This is a genomic window from Williamsia sp. Leaf354 (assembly GCF_001424365.1).
Taxonomy (GTDB): domain Bacteria; phylum Actinomycetota; class Actinomycetes; order Mycobacteriales; family Mycobacteriaceae; genus Williamsia_A.
This window is the reverse complement of the sequence record NZ_LMPL01000001.1, coordinates 932,096-949,393: the sequence shown is the minus strand read 5'-3', so window position 1 is coordinate 949,393 and position 17,298 is coordinate 932,096. Positions and strand designations below refer to the sequence as shown.

18 protein-coding genes are annotated in these 17,298 nt (G+C 68.6%); 11 read left to right on the top strand and 7 right to left on the bottom strand.

What is annotated here, in order from left to right:
• The first annotated feature begins 92 nt into the window (after positions 1–92).
• The 5 genes from ASG12_RS04585 (at position 93) to ASG12_RS04565 (ending at position 5,473) form a co-directional block, all read left to right on the top strand.
• Positions 93–1,646: an MFS transporter gene (locus ASG12_RS04585; protein ID WP_055785710.1), complete on the top strand. Its 1,554-nt coding sequence runs from the start codon at positions 93–95 to the stop codon at positions 1,644–1,646.
• A gap of 65 nt (positions 1,647–1,711) precedes the next feature.
• Positions 1,712–3,556 carry a hypothetical protein gene (locus ASG12_RS04580; RefSeq protein ID WP_055785706.1) on the top strand — a complete coding sequence of 615 codons (1,845 nt, stop codon included), beginning with the start codon at positions 1,712–1,714 and terminating at the stop codon, positions 3,554–3,556.
• Complete coding sequence (locus ASG12_RS21865; protein WP_055785703.1) at positions 3,553–3,747, top strand: hypothetical protein; 195 nt, start codon at positions 3,553–3,555, stop codon at positions 3,745–3,747. The genes ASG12_RS04580 and ASG12_RS21865 overlap by 4 nt, the downstream gene beginning before the upstream one ends.
• Positions 3,744–5,075, top strand: a complete 1,332-nt coding sequence (locus ASG12_RS04570) for a hypothetical protein (protein WP_055785701.1) — start codon at positions 3,744–3,746, stop codon at positions 5,073–5,075. Before ASG12_RS21865 ends, ASG12_RS04570 begins: the two co-directional genes overlap by 4 nt.
• 32 nt (positions 5,076–5,107) lie before the next feature.
• Positions 5,108–5,473, top strand: coding sequence for a cupin domain-containing protein (locus tag ASG12_RS04565; RefSeq protein ID WP_055785698.1), 366 nt, complete (start codon positions 5,108–5,110; stop codon positions 5,471–5,473).
• Positions 5,474–5,482: 9 nt separating this feature from the next.
• Here the strand turns inward: ASG12_RS04565 and ASG12_RS04560 are convergent, their stop codons facing one another.
• Positions 5,483–6,751, bottom strand: a complete 1,269-nt coding sequence (locus ASG12_RS04560; protein ID WP_055785695.1) for an NAD(P)/FAD-dependent oxidoreductase — start codon at positions 6,749–6,751, stop codon at positions 5,483–5,485.
• Between the two features lie 156 nt (positions 6,752–6,907).
• Between ASG12_RS04560 and ASG12_RS04555 the strand changes: the two genes are divergently transcribed.
• On the top strand, positions 6,908–7,801 hold the full coding sequence (locus tag ASG12_RS04555; protein ID WP_055785692.1) for a LysR family transcriptional regulator: 894 nt from the start codon (positions 6,908–6,910) through the stop codon (positions 7,799–7,801).
• Complete coding sequence (locus ASG12_RS04550; RefSeq protein WP_055785689.1) at positions 7,801–8,346, top strand: GNAT family N-acetyltransferase; 546 nt, start codon at positions 7,801–7,803, stop codon at positions 8,344–8,346. Before ASG12_RS04555 ends, ASG12_RS04550 begins: the two co-directional genes overlap by 1 nt.
• Before the next feature lie 73 nt (positions 8,347–8,419).
• Here ASG12_RS04550 and ASG12_RS04545 read toward each other — a convergent pair whose 3' ends face one another.
• On the bottom strand, positions 8,420–9,538 hold the full coding sequence (locus tag ASG12_RS04545; protein WP_156377915.1) for a CoA transferase: 1,119 nt from the start codon (positions 9,536–9,538) through the stop codon (positions 8,420–8,422).
• A gap of 190 nt (positions 9,539–9,728) precedes the next feature.
• Here ASG12_RS04545 and ASG12_RS04540 point away from each other — a divergent pair, with 190 nt between their 5' ends.
• Entirely contained in the window at positions 9,729–11,174 is a 1,446-nt protein-coding gene (locus ASG12_RS04540) for an MFS transporter (protein ID WP_082501633.1), read from the top strand.
• Complete coding sequence (locus ASG12_RS04535) at positions 11,167–11,589, top strand: MarR family winged helix-turn-helix transcriptional regulator (protein ID WP_055785684.1); 423 nt, start codon at positions 11,167–11,169, stop codon at positions 11,587–11,589. The genes ASG12_RS04540 and ASG12_RS04535 overlap by 8 nt, the downstream gene beginning before the upstream one ends.
• Here the strand turns inward: ASG12_RS04535 and ASG12_RS04530 are convergent.
• Together ASG12_RS04530 and ASG12_RS04525 are read right to left on the bottom strand one after the other, a co-directional pair.
• Positions 11,586–12,599 (bottom strand): isopenicillin N synthase family dioxygenase, encoded by a 1,014-nt coding sequence (locus ASG12_RS04530; protein ID WP_055785681.1) that lies wholly within the window; start codon positions 12,597–12,599, stop codon positions 11,586–11,588. The two genes, ASG12_RS04535 and ASG12_RS04530, sit on opposite strands and share 4 nt — an antisense overlap.
• Positions 12,600–12,671: 72 nt before the next feature.
• Entirely contained in the window at positions 12,672–13,142 is a 471-nt protein-coding gene (locus tag ASG12_RS04525) for a MarR family winged helix-turn-helix transcriptional regulator (RefSeq protein ID WP_055785678.1), read from the bottom strand.
• A 98-nt stretch (positions 13,143–13,240) separates the two neighbouring features.
• On the opposite strand from ASG12_RS04525, the gene wrbA reads away from it, so the two are divergent.
• Positions 13,241–13,840: an NAD(P)H:quinone oxidoreductase gene (wrbA, locus tag ASG12_RS04520; RefSeq protein WP_055785675.1), complete on the top strand. Its 600-nt coding sequence runs from the start codon at positions 13,241–13,243 to the stop codon at positions 13,838–13,840.
• A complete protein-coding gene (locus ASG12_RS04515; RefSeq protein WP_055785672.1) occupies positions 13,837–14,619 on the top strand; it encodes a pirin family protein in 783 nt (260 codons plus the stop codon). Before wrbA ends, ASG12_RS04515 begins: the two co-directional genes overlap by 4 nt.
• A gap of 5 nt (positions 14,620–14,624) precedes the next feature.
• Here the strand turns inward: ASG12_RS04515 and ASG12_RS04510 are convergent, their stop codons facing one another.
• The 3 genes from ASG12_RS04510 to ASG12_RS04500 form a co-directional block, all read right to left on the bottom strand.
• Positions 14,625–15,398, bottom strand: a complete 774-nt coding sequence (locus ASG12_RS04510) for a PIG-L family deacetylase (protein WP_055785669.1) — start codon at positions 15,396–15,398, stop codon at positions 14,625–14,627.
• Positions 15,395–16,831: an MFS transporter gene (locus ASG12_RS04505; protein WP_055785666.1), complete on the bottom strand. Its 1,437-nt coding sequence runs from the start codon at positions 16,829–16,831 to the stop codon at positions 15,395–15,397. Before ASG12_RS04505 ends, ASG12_RS04510 begins: the two co-directional genes overlap by 4 nt.
• 78 nt (positions 16,832–16,909) lie before the next feature.
• Positions 16,910–17,260, bottom strand: coding sequence for a hypothetical protein (locus ASG12_RS04500; protein WP_055785664.1), 351 nt, complete (start codon positions 17,258–17,260; stop codon positions 16,910–16,912).
• Between the last annotated feature and the right edge of the window lie 38 nt (positions 17,261–17,298).

The following is a 17,298-nucleotide window of genomic DNA, read 5'->3' as shown; positions in this document are numbered from 1 at the left end:
ATGGGGCCACACTACCCACCGAATGTCAATTGTTGAGTGCGTACTCAGAATGTGCGACCATCTCCTGAGCTCGCACTCGATCTGGAGGCACCATGGCCCGTAAGTGGCTGACCCTGACCGCCGTCTGCACCGGCGTCTTCATGCTCCTGCTCGACGTCACGATCGTGAACGTCGCGCTGCCCGACATCCAGAAGGACCTGAACTCGAACCTGTCCGACCTGCAGTGGGTCGTCGATGCCTACGCGTTGTCGCTGGCCGCGCTGCTGCTGACCTCGGGCACCATCGCCGACATCGTCGGCCGCCGACTGGTGTTCGCCACCGGCATCGTCGTCTTCACCGTCGGCTCGCTGGCGTGCGGACTCGCGCCCAACATCCTCACGCTGATCATCGCCCGACTCGCCCAGGGCGTCGGCGGCGCGATCATGTTCGCCACCGCCTTGGCCCTGCTCGCCCAGGCGTTCGCGCCGCGGGAACGTGGCATCGCGTTCGGCGTCTTCGGTGCGGTCACCGGCGTCTCGGTCGCGGTCGGCCCGGTCCTCGGCGGCGTTCTCACCACCGGCCTGTCGTGGCACTGGATCTTCTTCGTCAACATCCCGGTCGGCATCATCGCGCTCGTCATCACCATCGTCGGCGTCGACGAGTCGAAGGCCCCCGGCACCCACAAGATCGACTGGCTGGGCTGCGTGACCTTCAGCGCCGCACTGGCGTTCCTCGTCTTCGGGCTCATCCGCAGCCACGCCGACGGATGGGGTTCGCTGCAGGTCTCCGGTTCGCTGATCGCCGCCGCCGTGCTGTTGATCGCGTTCGCCGTCGTCGAGCGCACCGTCGCCGAGCCGATGGTCGACGCGTCGCTGTTCCGCGTACCCACCTTCACCGGCGGACTCATCGCCGCCTGGGCCATCTCGGCCTCGATGTTCTCGCTGCTGACCTACATCGTGATCTACCTGCAGGGCACCATGGGCTACTCGGCGCTGCAGGCGGGTCTGTACTTCCTGCCGTTCTCCGGACTCGTCTTCGTCTCGGCCGCCATCGCCGGCCGACTCTCCGACAAGGTCCCCGCGCGGTGGCTCATCACGCCCGGCTTCATCCTCGTGGGCATCGGCCTGCTGCTGATGCGCGGCACCGACCCCACCGGCGGCTGGACTCAGTTCATCCCGGGCTTCATCGTCGCCGGCATCGGTACCGGTCTGATCAACGTGCCGCTGGCCTCGACCGCCGTCGGCGTGGTCGAGCAGGCACGCGCCGGCATGGCCTCGGGCATGAACTCGACCTTTCGCCAGATCGGCATCGCCACCGGTGTCGCCCTGCTGGGCAGCCTGCTCGCCTCGCGCCTGAGCAACAACGTGCAGTCGGCACTGGCCGGCACCCCGCTGGCCGACAAGGGCCGCGAGATCGGTGACGCCGTCGCCAACGGCGCCGCGGCCCAGGTCATCGACTCCGTCCCCGCGCCACTGCGGGCGATGGTCGCCGAACGCGCAGGCCGCGGATACGCCGACGCGCTCGACCTCATCCTGCTCATCGCGGCGTGCATCGCAGGGATCGCAGCGGTGAGCGCAGCGTTCCTCATCCGCTCGAAGGACTTCCACGCGGCGCGTGTCGAGGCAGGTCAGCAGGCCCAGGAGGACCTCGCACCCGTCGACGGGTGAGGGTGGTTCACCCGAAACACACCGTTTCGTGGACATGACAACGGTGGTTGTTCAATACTGAGACCATGACAACACCGGTTGATGCGGTTCTCGCGGTCGAGGGCTCCGAGGGTGGCGGCGCGGCCCTCGACCAGGTTTTCGGTATGAGTGTCGCGGCAGCCGTGGTCTCGGTGGCGCTGCTGTGGATCGGATGGCGCCACCGGACCCGTCAGATCACCTGGCTGACGTCGCTGGGCGAGTGGGCGGGGCGTCGGCTCAACCGACCACCGTGGGCGGCGCTGCCCGTGTTCCTGTTCGTCTCCACGATCATCTGCGCGCTGTTCGGGTTCCTGTGGGACGTGAGCCTGCACGTGGGCAAGGGCCGCGACGCCGGGCCGCTCGCCAACCCCGCGCACTACTTCATCCTCGTCGGCCTGTTCCTGCTGTTCATCGCGGGAATGCTCTCGATCTTCCTGCCGTACGACAAGCCCGGCCGCGCCGCGATCCGCATCACCCGCACCTGGCACGCGCCGGTCGGCGGCATCCTGCTCGCGGGCTCCGGCCTGTACGCGCTGATCGGGTTCCCCCTCGACGACATCTGGCACCGCATCTTCGGTCAGGACGTCACCCTGTGGGGCCCCACCCACCTCATGCTCATCGGCGGCGCCGGCATGTCGCTGATCGGCGTCCTGCTCCTCGAGCGCGAGGGCCGCGCGGCCATGGGCGACGACGCCCCCGCCGACGGACGCGGCATGTGGATGACCCGATGCCTGGCCTTCGGCGGACTGCTCATCGGACTGTCGGTGTTCCAGATCGAGTACGACTTCGGCATCGAGCAGTTCCGACTCGTGTTGCAACCCATGATGATCGCCGGCGCGGCCGCGTTCGCGCTGATCGCCGCGCGGATCACCCTGGGGCGTGGCGCCGCGCTGATCGCCGCGGTGTTCGCCGCCGTCATCCGCGGCGTCGTCGCACTCGTCGTCGGCCCCGGACTCGGCGCACCGATCAACGTCTTCGCGCTCTACCTCGGCCCGGCCGTGGTGATCGAGCTCCTCGCTCTCACACCCCTCATCCGCAAGCCGGTGTGGTTCGGCGTCGTCGGCGGGCTCGGCATCGCCACCGCGGGCCTCTACCTCGAATCGCTCTGGATCGACGCGGTATACCACTACCCATGGCCGGTCGGCATGTGGGCCGAGGCGCTCGCCATGGCGATCCCGGTCGCCATCGGGATGGGTGTCTGCGGTGCGCTTCTCGGCATCATCCTCACCGGCGAACGCCTGCCACGGCCGAAGTGGGCGACCGTCGCCGTCGCGGTCACCGTGCTCGTGATCGGCGGCGCCGTGGCCAACGGCCTGCGGACCACGGTGCCCGAGAACGCCAGTGCCACCATCACCTTGAGCCCGGCGCCGAGTGTGGACGGCGAGACCCGCGCCACCGCCGTCGTCGCGATCACGCCGAAGGATCTGGTGAGCGACGACCCCGAGTGGGTGACCATGCTGGCCTGGCAGGGCGGTCTCGACAAGTCCCGCGGGCTCATCATCGACCCGCTGGAGAAGATCGGGCCCGGGCTGTACCGCTCGACGCGGTCGGTGCCGACGTCGGGGTCGTGGAAGACGCTGCTGCGCGTGCAGGACGGGACCACCATGACCGCGGTCCCGGTGTACCTGCCCGCCGACCCGGGCATCGGCGCCGAGGAGGTGCCGGCCGAGCCGAGGATGACCCGCGACTTCGTCCGCGAGATCACGATCCTGCAGCGCGAGCGCACCTTCGACTACCCCAGCTGGCTCTACGGTGCGGCATCGCTGGTCGTCGGGGTCTGCTCGTTGCTGCTCATCACGGCGATGGCGTGGGGTGCCGCGCGCATCAACCGCAACGACGCCACCCCGGTGCGCTCGACGAGCGAGCGGCCGAAGGTGGGGCCGCGACCGTGACGACCACGACGACGCTGGCGTCGCACTCGCTGCTGTTGGCGCTGCCCGCGTTCGTCCCCGCCGTCCTACTGGTCGGCGTGATCGTGTTCATCGCGGTGCGGGACCGACGGCGCGGTGACGACGAGGACACCGAGCCCGACTCCGCCACCGACGTCGATCCCGCCGGCAGCGATCCGGCCGAACGGCGGTGAGCCAGAGCACGATCCTGGCGCACGGGCTGGGCGCGGAATACCTTCCGCTGCCCTACACCTACGCCCTGATCGGTGGTGCCTGGGCGCTGACGGCGTCGTTTGCGATCGTCGCCTTCGCCTGGAAGACACCGCGCTTGGATCCGCGGACCTCGGGCATCGGGCTGCCTGCGGCGGTGACGCGACTGGTCGACTCGCGCGGCGTGCGTGCGGTCGTCGCCGGAGCCGCGTTGCTGTTCACGGTGTGGGTCGCGCTCGCGGCCGTCGCGGGCAGCGACGATCCCGAGATCAACCCGCTCCCCGGCGTCTTCTACGTGCTGCTGTGGGTCGGGCTGGTGGTCCTGTCGGTGCTGATCGGACCGGTGTGGCGGGTCATCTCGCCGGTCCGGACCGTGGCACGGCTGCTCTCGACCCTCCCGATCGGTGCGACGGCGCGGCGCGCGTACCCGGAGTCGTGGGGGCACCGGCCCGCCGCGGTCGGGCTGGCCGCGTTCGTGTGGCTGGAACTCGCCTCGCCCGATCCCGATTCGCTGATCGGCATACGGATCTGGTTGGTGGTCTACGTCGTGGCCATGGCCGTCGGTGGTCTGCTCACCGGCACGCGGTGGTTCGCCCGCGCCGACCCGTTCGAGACCTACGGCGTCGTCGCGTCACGCATCGCACCGTTCTGGCGTGACGAATCGGGCCGCGTCGTGGTGGGCAATCCGCTGGCGCATCTGTCGACGTTGCCCGAACGACCCGGCATGCTCGCGGTGATGTCGGTGCTGCTGGGATCGACGGCGTTCGACAGCTTCTCGTCGTTCCCGCTGTGGCAGCGCACCATCGACGATCTCGGCGAGGGCACCGCCATCGCATCGGTGGTGTCGACGGTGACGCTCGCCGGTTTCATCGCGGTGGTGGCGGTGACGTTCTGGGCGGCGACCCGTGCCACCGGCGGCGTGACGCCGCACCAGCGGCGACGCCTGCCGGTGCAGATGACGCACACGCTCATCCCGATCGTGGTCGGGTACATCCTCGCCCACTACCTGAACTACATCGTCGAGCGCAGCCAGCTGGTGTTCGCCTCGCTCGCCGATCCCCTCGACCGCGGCTGGAACGTGTTGTGGTTGGGCGACATCCACCCCGAGTACGTGCTGTCGTCGCACCCGACGGTGTCCTCGACCCTCAAGCTCGTGTTCGTCGTCGGCGGCCACATCGCCGCCGTGGTCGCGGCACACGACGCGTCACTGCGACTTCTACCCCGCCGCCACCGGCTCACCGGCCAGCTCGCGTTGATGCTGACGATGGTCGGCTACACGTTCCTCGGGCTGTACCTGCTGTTCGGCGGCTGACCTGATCGCCATCTCGGTGGCATCCTCGTGTCATGGCATCCAGCTCTGTCGTGACCCTCGCCGCCGCCTTCGGCCAGTTCTCCGAGACGTGGTCGCCGAAGATCGTCGCCCAGCTCAACGACTACGACGTGAAGGTCGTCAAGATCGAGGGCGACTTCGTGTGGCACAGCCACGACGACACCGACGAGCTGTTCATCGTCGTCGAGGGCACGCTCACGATCCAGATGCGTGACCGCGACGTCGTGGTGGAGACCGGTGAACTGTTCGTCGTCCCGCGCGGTGTCGAACACTGCCCGCGCGCCGACAACGAGGTGCGGGCGCTCCTCATCGAACCTCGGGGTGTCGTCAACACCGGTGACGCCGGCGGCGACCTCACCACCGAGGCCGTGCCCCTCTGACCGATCCGGTCAGCCGGCGAGGCGTTCGCGGTGCTCCTGCGGCGTGCGGGTCACCTCGGCGAAGCCCGGGCGGGCGGTGCCGAGGAACGACCGGATCCAGGCGACGACCGCCTTCGCCCGGTTGCCCATGCCCGCGAGGTAGTAGAGGTGCACCGCGAGCCAGGCGCCGAAGGCGAGCAGGCCGCGGAAGGTGATCCGCTCGGTCAGCTTCGCAACCGCGCGGCCGCGGCTGATGATCGACATCGACCCCTTGTCGAGGTAGTGGAACGCGCTGCCGGGGTAGAGCTTGCGCGTGATGATGTCGACCGCGTGGCGGCCCTGCTGCATGGCGACCGGGCTCTGGCCGGGGTAGTCGTGCAGCGAGGTCATGTCGCCGATGGCGTAGATGTTGGCCACGCCGCCGACGGTGAGGTCGTCGTTGACGAGCAGGCGTCCGGCGCGGTCGGTGTCGCACCCGGTCGCCTCGGCCAGGACGCCGGCGAAGCCGCTCGCGGCGACCCCGGCCGACCACACGACGGTGTCGGTGGTGATCTTGCGGGTCGCGGCGCCGCCGTGGACGTCGATGGTGACGACGCCGTCGGCAATGTCGGTGACCATCGATCCGGTGAGCACCTCGACGCCGGCCTTCTCCAACGATGCGCGGGTGTAGTCGCTCAGCCCGCCACCGAACGCGGGCAGCACCTCGTCGAGTCCCTCGACCACGGTGATGGCGACCTCGCGGTGTTCGTGCCGGCGCGCCAACTCGGCGATCTGGCCGGCGACCTCGACGCCGGTCGCACCCGCACCGACCACGACGAACGTGGTGGCCGCGGTGTCCTCGGCCGGCGCGTCGAAGCATGCGCGCAGGTGCGCGCGCAGGCGGGTGGCGTCGTCGATGGTCTTGAGGGCGAAGGTGCGATCGGCGTACTCGTCGCGCCCGAAGTAGCTCTGCGCGGCACCGGTCGCCGCGATCAGCGAGCCGTAGCGGACGCGGTGGTCACGTCCGTCGGCGCGGTAGGTGAGGAGGGCGGGCATCGCGTCGACCGCGGTGACCTCGCCCTCGACGACCACGACGTCGCGGTGCCGGCGCAGCAGCGTGTCGGTGCGGGGCGCGATGTCGTCGCGGTCCAGGACACCGGTCGCCACCTGGTAGAGCAGGGGCTGGAAGAGGTATTCGGGGGTGCTCGAGATCAGCAGAGCACTCTTGCCGCGACCGCGCAGTCGGCGCGCTGCGGCCAGTCCGCCGAAGCCCGAACCGACGATCACCACGTCGTAGTAGGTCGCATCGTCTGTACGCATCTCGTTCTCCCTCGCTTTCCGATCACTTCTACTCATGACCAACGTCCATGGTGCTGCGGTTTGATCCCGTCGTCACGCGCGTTTCTCAGATGGAACTCATCGCGATCACTCATGAATAGCGGTAACGTTCCCGGGGGACGACACCCGGAGGCCCGAATGGAACTGCGCCAGCTCACCTATTTCGTCGCCGTGTGCGACGAGCTGAGCTTCAGTCGCGCCGCGCGGCGGACGTTCATCTCGCAGTCGGCGATCAGTCATCAGATCGCCCGCCTCGAACGCGACCTCGGAGCCACCCTGCTCGAACGGTCGACCCGTACGGTCAGCGTGACCGAGGCCGGTGAACGCCTCCTGCCCATCGCGCGCCAGATCATCGACCTCGAGAACCGTGCGTACGCGGCCGTACGTGATCCCGGCTCGCGGGTACGGCTGGCGGCCAACATGACCTTCGCGCGGCGGTCGCTGGCCGCCATCGCCGCGGTCCGCGAACGTCACCCGGGCGTCGAGATCGAATTCGTCATCAAGAGTTTTCAGCAGCGGGTCGATGCCGTGGTGTCCGGTGACGTCGACATCGCACTCATCCGTGGCACCATCGTCGACAGCCGCCTGCACGTGTCACAACTGTGGGTGGAGGAGCTGACGGTGGCCATGTCGGAGAAGCATCCGCTCGCCGGCACCGCCGATGTCGCGTTGGCCGACCTCGCGCGCCACCCGCTGATCATGCCACCGCAGAGGCAGCAGGTGTTGCTGCACACCGTGATCCGCGACGCGTTCGCCGACGTCGGTCTCACGCCGCGCTACGGCCCACCCGTGCCCGCCGACCACACCGCGACCCTGGAACTGATCAACCAGCCCGACGCGTGGACGGTGCTCTACGACGAACCGCCCGGATCGGCGATCGCCCGACTACGAGAACGTGAAGGGAGACTGCGTATCCCGGTGAGCGCGTTGATGCGCGTCGATGCGCGGCACGAGAACGCCACCGGTGCGCGGGGGGCGATCATGACCGACCTGATGCGATCGCTCGGGCACGGCGACGGGGCGGTGGGCTGATGGACTGGCCGCGCACCATCCCGATCCTCACCGACGGCCTGATCACCCTGCGGCCCCTCGAGGTCGACGACGTCGATGCGGTGCTGGCCACGTCTCTCGACCCCGATTCGGCGGCGTTCACCTCGATCCCGAGCCCGTACACCCGCGCCGACGCGGTCGAGTTCGTCGACGCGTCGGCATCGAAGGTGTGGCCGGGGTTCGAGGTGGCCATCGCCGACGCCGACGATGCGCTGATCGGTACCTGCGGCCTGCGCATCCGCGACGAGGAGTCGGCCGTCACCGAGATCGGGTACATGGTGTCGCCGTGGGCGCGCGGACGCGGGATCGCGACCCGCGCGACGGCGTTGCTCATCGACTACTCGTGGGCGATCGGCGCGCGGCGCATCGCGTTGGACGCCCACGCCGACAACCCGGCGTCGCGTCGTGTGGCCGCGCGGTGCGGATTCGTCGAGGAGGGCGTGCTCCGATCGGCCCGCCTCGGCAAGGGCGGCCGCCGCCACGACGTCGTCCTCCACGGCCTCCTCCCCACCGACCCCCGCCCGTGACCCCCACCCGCCAGTTGGGCACGTGACGACCGCAGTTGGGCACATAACGACCACAGTTGGGCACGTAACGACGTCAGGTGGGCAGCACCGGCGGCGGGAGGCGGTAGGTCGCCGGCGTCAGCGACATCCCGATCGGGTTGCCGACGGCGGGGATGTCGGTTCCCTCGACGTCGACGGCCGGTTCGATGCCGATCGAGCGGGCGAAGGTGAACGCCTCGGCGATGTCGTTGATGGGACCGGCGGGCACACCGGCACGGGTGAGCACCTGGTACCAGTGGTCGGCGCCTTCGTGTCGCAGCTTCTCGGTCAGTTCGGCGACGAGGTCGTCGCGGTGGGCGACACGCGCGGTGTTCGTGGCGTACCGCTCGTCATCGACCAGATCGGGGACGCCCAATGCCGTTGCCAGACGTGCGAACTGCGTGTCGTTGCCCACCGCGAGCGCCAGGGGACGATCCGCGGTCGAGAACACCTCGTAGGGGACGATGCTGGGGTGGCGGTTGCCCATCGAGCGCGGCACGACATCGGCGCCGAGGTAGGCCGTGGTCATGTTCGCCATGGACGACAACGCCACCATGAACAGGTTGAGATCGACGCGCTGTCCCTCGCCGGTCCGGTCGCGGTGCCGCAGGGCCGCGAGGATCCCCGCGACGGCGTGCACGCCGGTGAGGACGTCGACCACGGCCACACCCACCTTGCTGGGCGAGTCATCCGGGCCGGTGATGCTCATCAGTCCACTCATGGCCTGGATCAGCAGGTCGTACCCCGGGATGTCGGCGCCACCGTCGCGCCCGAAACCGGTGATGGCGCAATAGATCAGGTCGGACTTGTCGGCGACGAGTCTGTCGTAGCCGAGGCCGAGACGCTCCATGGTGCCGGCCCGGAAGTTCTCGATCACCACATCCGATCGGCGCACCAGGTCGCGCGCCTGCTCGCGCCCGTCCTCGGTCTGCAGATCCACGACGAGTGAGGTCTTGTTGCGGTTCACCGACGCGAAGTACGTCGCCATCGGGTCGGTGTTCTCGTCGGCCGGGAGATACGGCGGCCCCCACGACCGCGTGTCATCGCCGGTGCCCGGGCGCTCCACCTTAACCACCTCGGCCCCGAGGTCGCCCATCATCATCGTCGCGTACGGCCCGGCCAGTACCCGACTGAAGTCGGCCACGACGATGCCGTCGAGTGCGCCGGTCATGATCGCGCGGTCACGTCAGGAGAACTGTCCACCCGACAGACGCTATCGGCACACTCGGCGATCGGTTTCGGCACGGTCGGCGGTCGGTTCGGCACACTCGGCGGTCGGTTTCGGCACGGTCGGCCGCGCGGGGTGACCCATCCCACTCGCGAATCGCTTGATCGACTAACAGTTGTACTTTCACAATGGTTTGGTGGACGAGACCGAGTACAGCGCGCGGCGCAAGATGATCATCCTGGCGACGTGTTGTCTGAGCCTGCTCATCGTGTCGATGGACGCGACGATCGTGAACGTCGCCATCCCCGCGATCCGTCGCGATCTGAACGCCTCGGTGTCGGGTCTGCAGTGGGTGATCGACATCTACACGCTCGTGCTCGCCAGCCTGCTGCTGCTCTCCGGTGCCATGGCCGATCGCATCGGCCGCCGACGCATCTTCCAGATCGGCCTCACCGTCTTCGCGCTCGGATCGCTGCTCTGCAGTCTCTCGACCAGCGTCGAGATGCTCATCGCCGCGCGGTTCGTGCAGGCGATCGGCGGTTCGATGCTGAATCCCGTGGCGATGTCGATCATCACCCAGGTGTTCACCGGTCGCGCCGAACGTGCACGCGCCGTGGGTATCTGGGGTGCGGTGGTCGGGATCTCGATGGCCCTGGGGCCGATGGTGGGCGGCGTCCTCATCGACCTCCTCGACTGGAAGGCGGTGTTCTGGATCAACCTGCCGATCTGTGCCGCCGCCGTCGTGTTGGCCGCCATCTTCGTGCCCGAGTCGAAGTCGTCGACCGTGCGTCGACTCGACCCGATCGGTCAGGCGCTGGGCATCGTCTTCATGGCGGCGCTGGTGTCGGGACTCATCGAGGGCCCGAACATGGGCTGGGGTGACCCACGATCGCTCGCCATCTTCGCCGTGGCGATCATCGGTCTGGTCGGCTTCATCCGCCACGAACGCCGCCACGCGTCGCCGTTCATCGACCTGCGGTTCTTCCGCAGCGTCCCGTTCGCGACGGCCACGGTCATCGGCATCCTGGCCTTCGCCGCGTACGGCGGATTCCTGTTCCTGATGTCGAACTACCTGCAGAACGTCCGCGGGTACTCCGCCATCCACACCGGCGTCATCTACCTCCCCATCGCGGTGGGCACGCTGATCTTCTCGCCGATCTCCGGTCGACTCGTCGGCAAGTACGGCACCCGCCCGTCCCTCATCGTGTCGGGCCTCCTGCTGGCGGTGGCATCGGTGCTGCTCACCACGTTCACACCCACCACCCCCGTGTGGCAGCTCATCATCACCTTCGGTCTGTTCGGGGTCGGTTTCGGTCTGGTCAACGCCCCCATCACAACGTCAGCGGTCAGCGGCATGCCGCGTGACCGGGCCGGTGCGGCCTCGGCGGTGGCGTCGACGAGTCGCCAGCTCGGCGTCAGTCTCGGTGTCGCGATCAGCGGCTCGATCGCCGGCGCGGCGGTCACCGCGTCGGACGGTTCGTTCACCGACGCGGTGCAGCCGCTGTGGTGGGTCACCACCGGCCTCGCGCTCGCGATCACCGCGCTGGGCATCATGAGCACCACCGCGTGGGCGAAGAACACCGTCGAGAAGACGGCGTTCCTGTTCACACCGACCGAACCGAAGGCCCCGGCACATGTCTGATGCGCGCACCCGCGCCTGGCAGGTGATGGCGCATTTCGTGATCGACAACCGCGGACCGTGGCGCAAGGCCATGATGGCCCGGACCGGGCTGCCGTTCAATCATTTCCGACTGCTGCGGCGCATCGCCGCGGGCCCGGTCACCATCGGCGACCTGGCCGCCGCGGCCTCCATCGACGCTCCAGCGACCACGGTCGGGGTGAACGAACTCGAGAAGCGAGGGCTGGCGGAGCGATCGGTCGACCCGACGAACCGGCGCCGAAAGCTGGTGTCGCTGACCGATGCGGGGCGCGCGATGCTCGACGACGCCATGGCCACCGACGACCCCGCACCCCACGCATTCTCCGCCCTCGACCCCGACGAGGTGGCCACCCTCGTGAGGCTCCTGTCCAAGCTCGAGAGCGCGGGCGGGCGCTAGCGGGCGTCGAGGACGCGTTGCGCCTCGCGGATCGCGGCTGCGTTCGACCGACCCTGCCGTGAGCCCGCCAGCTTCGCGGCGATGTGGTCGCGGATCCGGATCGGTGCATACGCCAGACCGTCTGCGGCGGAATCGAATCCGGGAAGCGTCGCGATCACCGCATCGGGATTGCCGTCGTGGAAGAACGCCGCCGAACGCCGCCGCCGGATCGCACCGTCGACGACGGGTGGTCGCACGCGGTGCAGGGTCGAACGCCACCGATCGTTGGTGAGCCGCGCGGTCAGGTCACCGAGGTTCACCAACAGCGCTCCGTCGACCGGCTCCACGTTCTGCCATCGGCCCTCGGGCCCGACGATCTGCAGTCCCGGGATCGGATCGGCCCACAGCACGGTGACGATGCCGAAGTCGGTGTGTTCGCCCATCCCGGTGAGCTCGCCGTCCGGTGCGAGGGTGCCCGGCGGCAGCGCGTAGTTGTTCATGCGCAGCACGTCGATCGAGTGGTCGGTGATCGCCGTGAAGAAGTCCGGCGGCAGGTGCAGTGCCTCGGCGAAGATCGAGGTCAGTGCGCGTGCCACCCGTCCGGCCTCGGCGAACCAGGCCTCCACGTTCTCGCGGACGCCGACGACGTCGGGCCAGAGGTTGATGCCGTAATCGTTCTCGTCGAGGTCGAGGCCGGGGAACGATCGGCCCTCGACGCCGACGTTGAAGGCCTCGAAGAAGTCGTTCATCCGGGCCGCCGACTCGACGCCGAGACTCAGGCTGAGTGACTCGCTCTTCGGCGGGCTGTAGCCGCGGTTGGCTCCGGGGACCCGATAGCCGGCGCGCACCTCGGCCGGCAGTGCGAAGAAGGCATCCATCGCGTCGGCCAGTCCGTCGGCCACCGCGGCGTCGATCCCGTGACCCACGATCTGCAGGAAGCCGACGCGCCTACAGGCGTCGTCGACCTCGGCGACCACGTCGTGACGCGGTCCCGACAGATCGATCACAGGAACCTCGATGACGTCGCCCATAGCCGTCGATTGTCGTCCCAGGGCACGCACCACGCACGGCAGAACCCGGCACACAGTTGTCGATGAAACCACTCACCGACGAGGCGACGTCTCCGACATGTGACTGCGCATCTCGCTGTAGGTCGAGGTCAGCCGTTCGACGTCGCGAGGCGAGAGCACGTCGAAGACGTTCGTGCGGACCTCGGCGACATGTCCGGGACTGGCGTCGGCCAACTTCGCGGCGCCGGCGTCGGTGAGCACCGCGAGCGCGCCGCGGCGATCGTCCGGACACGGCACGCGCTCGACCCATCCGGACTCGACCAATCGGTTGATCGCCCTGGTGACGCCGCTGCGGGTCGCGGTGACGGCGGTCGCCAGCATCGACATGCGCATCCGCCGTTCCGGCGCCTCGGACAGCGTGACCAGCAGTTCGTAGTCGGTGAGCGAGATCCCGGCGTCGCGGGCGAGCTGCTGGTCGAGACGCGTGACCAGCATCCGCATGGAGTCGAGGTAGGCACGCCACATCCGCTGCTCGTCCGCGGTGAGCCATTGCGTCTCGGTCATGGCTCCCACAATACGACATTTGGTTGACAACGCAATCATCTTCTGTACCGTCGAAGACGACAGACCGCGCGAACTCACCGACGAAAGGCGTCACCGACATGACCAAGCTCGCGATCCTCTACTACTCCGCCACCGGCCACGGGACCACGATGGCCAACACCATCGCCGCCGCAGCGGAGAAGGCCGGCGCCGAGGTGCGTGTGCGCCACATCGCCGAGACCACCGACCCGTCGGTGTTCGCCGAGAACCCGGCCTGGACCGCTAATTACGAGGCCACCAAGGATCAGCCGGCCGCCACCGGCGACGACATCGTGTGGGCCGACGGCGTGATCTTCGGCTCGCCGACCCGCTTCGGCAACACCGCGGCCCCGTTCCAGGCCTTCATGGACGGCCTCGGCGGTCTGTGGGCCCAGGGCAAGCTCGCCGACAAGGCCTACGCCGGGTTCACCTCCAGCCAGACCCTGCACGGCGGCCAGGAGACCACGCTGCAGGCGCTGTACACCTCGTTCATGCACTGGGGCGGCATCATCGTGGCGCCCGGCTACACCGACGGCCTGAAGTTCGCCGACGGCAACCCCTACGGCGTCGGCCACGTCACCGGCCCGAACAACACCGACGAGATCAACGACGCCACCACCGCCGCGCTCGAGCACCTCGGCACCCGTGTGGTCACCATCGCGGGCAAACTGGCCTCATGAGCACCGCGGTCACCCCGAACATCGATCTCCGTCGGTCCGACGACCGGTACAAGACCCGGATCGGGTGGCTCGACTCGAAGCACAGCTTCTCGTTCAGCAGTCACTACGATCCGGACAACACCCACCACGGGGTGTTGCTGGTCAACAACGACGACATCGTCACGCCCGGACAGGGTTTCGACACCCATCCGCACCGTGACATGGAGATCGTGACGTGGGTGCTCCAGGGGTCACTGGTCCACCAGGACTCGATGGGGCACTCCGGGGTGATCTATCCCGGTCTCGCACAACGCATGAGCGCCGGCACGGGCATCATGCACTCGGAGAAGAACGACTCGTGGCGACTCGGCGACGTCGCGGGCGCATACCGCTCCGAACACGCCGAACCCGTGCACTTCGTACAGATGTGGGTCGTCCCCGACGAGGCCGGCATCACCCCGACCTACGAGCAACTCGAGATCGATCACGAGCTGCTCTCCGGTGGGTTGGTCCCGGTCGCCTCGGGGATGCCGCAATACGCCGACCATTCGGCCATCCGCATCAAGAACAAGTACGCGGCCATGCATGTCGCACGACTGCAGCCCGACGCGAGCCCGGTCACGCTGCCCGACGCGCCGTTCCTGCACGTGTTCGTCGCGCGGGGCACCGCCTCGCTGGAAGGGGTCGGTCCGCTGACCGAGGGAGACGCCGTGCGGATCGCCGGTGGCGGTGGTCAGACGCTCTCGACCGACGTCGGCGCCGAGGTCATCGTGTGGGAGATGCACGCCACCATCGGCTGAACCGGCTACAGCGGCAGACGGTTGCGCATCGGCTCGAGCACGAGATCGGCACGCCGGAACGACTCGAGCCCGAACGCCGCGGTCAAGATCTCGACCGGCATCTCCAGGAACGGCCCGAAGTCGCCGATCTGGGTGGCGTGGGCGACCATCGCGGCGCGCTTGATCTCGATGAGGTCGCTCACGTCGACCTCGACGGTGATCTCGGCGGCCGGGACGCCGAACGTCTCGATGTCGACCGGGGACTCCTCCTCCGACCACCGCGGATTGATCTTCATCATCTCGCGCATACGGTCGCGGTTCGCCACGTTCTCGAAACTGTGTGGTGTACCGGCGATCTCGGCGGCGCGCCGACCCACGTGGTGGACCGCGATGTGATCGGGGTGCCCGTACCCGCCGTTGCTGTCGTAAAAGGTGACCACGTCGGCCTTCTCCTCCACGAGGATGTCGGCGAGGCGCTGTGCCGCGGTCTCGACGTCGACGTTCGTGAACGCGTCGGGGTTGGCGTTGTCATCGGTACCGGCCATCCCCGAGTCGGGGTAGTCGAACATCACGAGTCGGTGCACGCCCAGGATCTCGGCCGAGCGCTGCAATTCGACACGACGTCGCTCGAGCAACGACTCGCCCTCGGCCAACAGGTCCGGCGGGAACTCGCCCCGCGCCCCGTCGGTGGCCGTCACCAGCACCACACGGTGACCGTCGTCGGAGGCTCGGCGCATCGTGCCGCCGGTGCTGAACACCTCGTCGTCGGGATGGGCGTGGAAACACACGAGAACGCTCACAGCTTGTCGGCCACCTGCACTGTCGGGCCCGCGAGGGCGTTGGTCGAGAGCTTAGTGGCCCGCACGTGGAGGCACAGCACCACCAGACCCCCCACGGCCGAGATGACCGCCGTCACCACCGATGCGGTGTTCCAGCCGTGGACGAGATCGGCGGTGACCGATCCGGGTCCCGGGTGGGTGGCGATCACCGACACGATCGTCACGCCGATCGCCGACCCCACGTAGCGGGCGGTGTTGTTGGCCCCACTGCCCATCCCGCCGCGTCCGGCCGGGACACTCGCCACGGCCTCCTTACCCAGGTTGGCGTTCACCACGCCGGTCGCGATCCCCGCGAACAGCAACCCCGGGAGGAATCGCGGCCATCCCGAGCCCTCGCCGATCCCGGTCAGACCGGCGAGACCGATGGCGACACCGAGCAACCCGACGCCGAGCTGGACCCGTCCCGATATCCGGGCGGGGATGCGGCGGGCCAACAGCGCGGCGACGACGGATGTGCCCGACCACGCGAACAGCAGCAGCGCGGCGCCGAGAGCCGAGACCCCGAGCGCCGCACCGAGGAACCCCGACATGTAGGACATGAGCGCGATCGCACCGGCACCGATCGCCACGGCAGCAAGGGTCGCGGCCCCGAAGGCCGGGGATCGCAGCAGCGACAGGTCGAGCATCGATGTCGCGCTGCGGTGTTCGACGATCACGAACAGCGTGAGCAGCACCGCCGACGCGACGAACAGCACGATCACCACCGGCTGTCCCCACCCCTGCCGTCCCTCGACGAGGCCGGCCAGCAGCGTCGCGATCCCGCCGGCGAACAGCAGGGCGCCCGGCAGGTCGAGACCTCGCGGTGTGTCCGAACGCGATTCGGGCACCACCCGTTCGGCGACCCCGGCCAGGATCAGCGCGGCTGCGGCGAGGACCCAGTAGGCGTCGTGCCAACTGTGCGCCTTCTCCAGCAGCGCCGAGAGCAGCGGCCCGATCGCGATACCCGCGCCCACGCTCGCTCCCCAGACACCGCTCGCCGCCGCCCGCGCCGGACCGGGCGCGAAGGTGTGGGCGATGATGCCCAGGCTCGACGCGATCACCGCGGCTCCACCGACCCCGACGACCACGCGGGCCAGCACGAACACGAGGACATCCGGGACCAGCACGCCCACAACGGATCCGACGGCCATGAGGACGAGACCGAGGGTGAGGGTACGGCGACGACCGAAGTCGTCGGCGATGGTCCCCGCCGACAGCAGGGCCGCGGCCAGGCCGATGCTCATCGAGCTCAGGATCCAGGTCTTGCCGCTCACGTCGGCGCCCAGCGATGCGGCGGTCACGTTCAGCGTCGACAGCGGTGCGGTGAACGCGACCAACACCAGCAGGGTGCCCAGGGCCGACACGACGAGGGACCGACGCGAGGACCCCGCGTCGGTGGGGATGGGTGCGGTCATGGGAGGTCCTCGGTCGGCGAGCGCGGCAAACTATATGCAAGTAAACCTAGCAGTGGCCGCGGCGCCGACGGCCCCGCCTCAGCGCGCGGACGGTTCGAGGTCGATGCGCACCGACACCGCGCCGGAGTCGCTCCGTGAGGTGACCGCGTGGCCGGCGCGTTCGACGCCGGCGATGTCGACGGTGACGCGATCACCGGTCCCGGTGAAGTTGCGCCACCAGTTCTTCTTGTCCGGCATCATCACCCGCACCGTCAGCGTCTCGCCCGATCGCGAGAAGCTCACCGGCAGGCTGATCGTCTTGCCCGACTTCCGGCCCGTATAGGTGATGATCGCCGTCGACTTGCCGATCACCTTGTCCAGCAAGGGAACCCGCATGAGACGCGTGAAGAACGAGTTCCACACCGCAGCCGATTTCTGGAAGGTGTTCATGAGCGTCTCCTCTCCTCGCGGATCTCAAGCTCTCGACC